Source organism: Acinetobacter sp. USHLN143 (genome assembly GCF_037145695.1).
Lineage (GTDB): Bacteria > Pseudomonadota > Gammaproteobacteria > Pseudomonadales > Moraxellaceae > Acinetobacter > Acinetobacter fasciculus.
Genome location: NZ_JBBCWZ010000125.1, coordinates 1 through 4,713 on the forward strand (window position 1 = coordinate 1; position 4,713 = coordinate 4,713).

A 4,713-nucleotide genomic window follows, 5' to 3' on the forward strand; every position below is an offset into this window, starting at 1 on the left:
AAGTGAACGCTATCGAAATAGACGGAAAAGATTCGGTTTACGCATTAACTTAATCGCTGCACTGGTAAACCGGATGAACTTGCAATAACGACTTTCGCAAGAGATCTATTAGTTCATTGATTTATTTGCATAAAATGTGAAATTGAACACAATGCTATTCTTCTAATAACACATAATTATTAAGTTACACTCCACTTCGCCTAGTAAATATTATTTTTAGAAAACTAGGGCGTGTTGAACATTGGGTATAAATTAATGGCAAAAAAAATAGCGAACGGTTAATCTTTAAGTTCTCACACAAAAAAGATATCGTTCGCTATGCCTCGCACCATGCTCAAAGATGAACACTGGACAAGACTGAAACCTATATTACTAGAACTTAATATCTATGACAAAGGAAATCTTAGACAAACGGTTGAAGGCGTGCTTTATCGCATGCGTGTTGGCTGTCCTTGGCGCGACTTACCCGAGTATTTTGGCAAGCCTAATACTATCTATAAAGCTTACCAGCGCTGGTTTCGCAGTAATAAGCTGATTACATTATTTACGTTACTGATCAAAGACGCAGACCTTGAGTGGGTCTTTATCGATGGCACTCATATTAAAGCGCATCAGCACAGCAATGGAGGCAACGAGAACCTACAATCCATTAGCAAAAGTGTGGCAGGCCGCGCGACCAAGATTCACTTAGCAGTTGATGCTCATGGCAATCCGATTATCTTTCTTTTATCAGATGGCACAACCCACGATGTCAAAGTCGCACCTGATTTAATAGATAAGGTTAATTTGAGCGATACAGAGGTTTTATGTGCCGATAAAGGCTATGATTCTGATGCACTACGAGCCCATATTGAACAAGCAGGGACGCATAATAACATCCCTCGAAAACGAAACACTCAGTCTTCTAACGACCATATGGACTGGGACTTGTATAAAGCCAGGCATCTAGTAGAAAATGCTTTCGCTAAGCTAAAACAGTATAGGGCGGTTGCCACCAGATTTGATAAGCTCAAGCAGAGTTATGAAAATACGGTCGCTCTTGCTTGTGCTTATATCTGGCTCAAATTATGAATGTTCAACAGGCTCTAGTTATAACTTCCAAACTTTAAATTAATTGAGTAGAACGCACTGCCTTACACAATAACGCTTTATACTTTTCTATTGTCATGTTCAAATAAAACTGATTAAAAATAATCTGATCATAACAAAGGTACTTAACCTATGATAATGAATAAAAACGTGAATAATAAATGGCATGCTGACCCATTTTTTCAACAAGCCACCCACACAAGACAGATGTCACAAGGTGAGGCTCAGCTGCCTATTAAGTACTTTGATGCGTCAAGCCTGATTGCTTTTTTTATGGTCGATTATGACAAAGCAGTCAGTGTATTGGACAATCCAAAGTTAAAGGTTGCTAAGCTTATAGGCAATAAAGCGTTATTTAGTCTAGCTTTCTATGATTATCGTGAATTAACTGATGGCGAGCCTTATCACGAAGTTGCATCAAGTATGCTTGTCTATCCTGCAGACCAAGACACACCGACTCATCCATTGGTGGAAATGACATTACCACCAGATCGACGCAATACCGGCATGTGGGTTTGTGATTTACCGGTAACCACCGAAGTTGCGTGTCGTGCAGGTAAAGAATTATGGGGCTACCCGAAATTCGTCACCGATATTGATTTTAATTTAGACAATAAGGATTTTAGTAGTTCTGTCAAACATCCAGAGAATCCTCAAACATCAATCTTGTCATTATCAGGTACGATCGGCGCATCAGTTACCGCACCTTGGGCAGACTTAGTTTTATATTCAATGTTAAATGATGCGTTAATACGGGCAACCGCAGATACACGTACATTAAATGGCGCTAAAATTGCCACTAAAGGTGATCTTAAGCTAAGTGTTGATACAACGAACAGTCACCCAATGGCACAAAGGCTCAATAGTCTTGAGTTAAATGGTGCGACGCCTTTTTCAGTCACCTTTACTGATAGCTTGCAATTGCGTTTAAATGAAGGCGTAATTTTTTGATTGATGATTTGAACTTCAAAAATCTGCTTACAGTAAATTTTTTTAAGGAGCAATTCAATAATCAATTAACTCCTTCTACTTTAATGCTAACATGCTTACTTAAACAATCAGACTCATAATATCTATTGTTCGCATAACGGGCGTTATGACAAATGACTTCAATTAGAACGGTAATCATCCCAAGTATCAGACCCTTATCTAATAGAATTAAGTTGCATACCACTCTTTGAGCCGGTAGTGAGAAGTCAATTACTTTTTAACAGACGGTATACCCCAAAGGAACCACTTAAAAAGCCTCTTAGGCCTATTAATAGGCTACCTAAAACAGACCAATATAAGAGAACCACTTATAATAAACTGCTAGCCTTAATACTCTAAATAATCCCTGATTGGACGTTTCTTAAATTGAGAAGCGTCTTTTTTAAGGCGATTAACCATCTCAAACTCCCATCCTTGCTGCGACTGTCCAGCTGGGCTAGTCGGACTTACTAAATGATTGTATTCTGCCATAAAAGCAGGATTGCGAACGATACGTCCTAGCTGTTTATCATTTAAACCCTCAACTGTGAACATATCAGCAGTATCAACATCACGCAACTTACTTGTTTTTTCTGTTTTAGTTTTCAGTTTCTCATGAACTACAAACTTAAAGCCTGTAATTGTCCTACCTTTTTTCACCTGCGTATAACTGACTTTAATATCTGATTTTTCATTAATTTCTTTAACAGCAAGGTCTAATACTCTTAGTTTAAAGTTACCCATACGCTTGTATTCATGATCTTCTATACCTAACTGGTCTCTGAACTTGTTAAGCTCAAGCAGAGTTATGAAAATACGGTCGCTCTTGCTTGTGCTTATATCTGGCTCAAATTATGAATGTTCAACAGGCTCTATTTTAAAACTAAAATTTTCACATTTCATAAACTTAGGAAGATATTTTGTTCTTGTCAATAGCCACTTTTTCACAGTTAAGGCAAGATAAAGCAGTTCATTTATATGCTAAAAAAGATATACTTTAAAAACTAAAGTAATAATTCTAACAAGGCCTTTTAGCAAAAAAGCCATAGAGAATGCAGTGAGGCAATCCACGCTATGCGTCCATTACATCCAATTGATTTTATTTTCTTAACTTTAGAGAAACGGCAGCAGCCTATGCATGTAGGTGGACTATTTTTATTCCAAATTCCCGACAATGCGCCAGCTTCCTTTATTCAGGATCTTGTCACGGATATCCAAAATTCGAAATGCTCCCCTATCCCACCTTTTAACAATTATTTAAACGGCCTGTTTTGGGATGAAGACCAAGAATTTGATTTAGATCATCATTTTCGTCATATTGCCCTGCCAAAACCGGGCCGTATCCGTGAATTGCTGACCTATATTTCTCAAGAACATAGTGCCCTGATTGATCGCGCCAAACCTTTATGGACCTGTCATATCATTGAAGGCATTGAAGGAAACCGTTTTGCCATGTATTTCAAAATTCACCATGCCATGGTGGATGGAATTGCTGGCATGCGTCTGGTCGAAAAGTCGCTTTCACATGATCCAAATGCCAAGAGTATTGTACCGCCTTGGTGTGTGGAAGGCCCACGTGCCAAACGCCTTAAAGCACCTAAAGTTAACAGGTTTAAAAATGTCCTGCAGACCATTAAGGGGCAACTGGAATGTGCGCCACGAGTTGCTTATGAACTGTCGCAAACCGTCATGAAAGATATGGGACGCAATCCGGATTATGTATCCAGCTTTCAGGCGCCAAGCAGTATTCTGAATCAACGCGTCAGTGCTTCACGTCGCTTTGCAGCCCAGTCTTTCGAATTTTCACGCTTACGTCATATTTCCAAAGCATTGGGCGTGACCATTAATGATATCGTCCTGGCCATTTGTTCAGGCGCATTACGTGAATATTTATTATCGCAAAATGCCTTACCGAAAAAACCCTTAATTGCCATGGTTCCAGCTTCTGTTCGTAGTGATGATTCAGATATATCCAACCGTATTACCATGATTCTGGCCAATCTGGGCACGCATAAAGAAGACCCACTGGAACGTCTCAAGATCGTACGTCGCAGTGTGCTGAGTGCCAAAGAACGCTTCAAACGTATGAATGCCAACCAGATTTTGAACTATAGTGCCTTTGTCTACGGTGCAGCAGGTCTGAATATTGCCTCCGGTTTAATGCCGACACGTCAGGCGTTTAACGTCATTATTTCCAATGTACCTGGGCCACAAGAACCATTGTATTGGAATGGTGCACGTCTTGAAGCACTTTATCCGGCTTCCATCGTACTGGATGGTCAGGCCTTGAATATCACTATGACCAGCTATCTAGACAAACTGGAAGTCGGCTTGACCGCATGTCGTAATGCCCTGCCGAAAATGCAGAACTTGCTGACACATCTGGAAGAAGAAATTCAACGTTTTGAACTTATTGTAGATGGCGAACCTGTCCCAAAGTTACGAGCGGTAAGCTAGCCGCGGATGAATAAATAAGATAGATGGACTGCCAAAGATGCTGATCATTTTTGCCAGTCTTTGAGCACAGAATAAAGGGACCGATCTGGCATTGCTGTCCCACAATTTTTCACAAGAGGAAGCTCATTTGAGCTTCCTCTTGTTTTATGGGTATTTTATCGGGTGAAAATAAAGCTTTTAAAGTTCTTCTTTCAAACA

At 39.8% G+C, this 4,713-nt stretch carries 4 protein-coding genes; 3 read left to right on the plus strand and 1 reads right to left on the minus strand.

Annotation, left to right across the window (positions count from 1 at the left end; genetic code table 11):
• Positions 1 to 318: 318 nt before the first annotated feature.
• Both WFH18_RS16835 and WFH18_RS16840 read left to right on the plus strand, forming a co-directional pair.
• Positions 319 to 1,071 carry an IS5 family transposase gene (locus tag WFH18_RS16835; RefSeq protein WP_305177480.1) on the plus strand — a complete coding sequence of 251 codons (753 nt, stop codon included), beginning with the start codon at positions 319 to 321 and terminating at the stop codon, positions 1,069 to 1,071.
• 156 nt (positions 1,072 to 1,227) lie between these two features.
• The gene (locus tag WFH18_RS16840) at positions 1,228 to 2,040 is read left to right on the plus strand and encodes an acetoacetate decarboxylase family protein (RefSeq protein ID WP_336755318.1); all 813 of its coding nucleotides are present in this window, start codon (positions 1,228 to 1,230) and stop codon (positions 2,038 to 2,040) included.
• Positions 2,041 to 2,406: 366 nt separating this feature from the next.
• On the opposite strand, the gene WFH18_RS16845 is transcribed toward WFH18_RS16840, so the two are convergent.
• Positions 2,407 to 2,802 carry a RepB family plasmid replication initiator protein gene (locus tag WFH18_RS16845; protein ID WP_004782596.1) on the minus strand — a complete coding sequence of 132 codons (396 nt, stop codon included), beginning with the start codon at positions 2,800 to 2,802 and terminating at the stop codon, positions 2,407 to 2,409.
• Between the two features lie 330 nt (positions 2,803 to 3,132).
• Between WFH18_RS16845 and WFH18_RS16850 the strand changes: the two genes are divergently transcribed.
• A complete protein-coding gene (locus WFH18_RS16850) occupies positions 3,133 to 4,515 on the plus strand; it encodes a WS/DGAT/MGAT family O-acyltransferase (RefSeq protein WP_005251228.1) in 1,383 nt (460 codons plus the stop codon).
• Positions 4,516 to 4,713 lie beyond the last annotated feature (198 nt).

Excerpts from the sequence above, each read along its gene's own strand:
- WFH18_RS16835 (WP_305177480.1), top strand. The coding sequence starts at position 319 with ATGCCTCGCACCATGCTCAAAGATGAACACTGGACAAGACTGAAACCT.
- WFH18_RS16840 (WP_336755318.1), top strand. The coding sequence starts at position 1,228 with ATGAATAAAAACGTGAATAATAAATGGCATGCTGACCCATTTTTTCAA.
- WFH18_RS16845 (WP_004782596.1), bottom strand. The coding sequence starts at position 2,802 with ATGGGTAACTTTAAACTAAGAGTATTAGACCTTGCTGTTAAAGAAATT.
- WFH18_RS16850 (WP_005251228.1), top strand. The coding sequence starts at position 3,133 with ATGCGTCCATTACATCCAATTGATTTTATTTTCTTAACTTTAGAGAAA.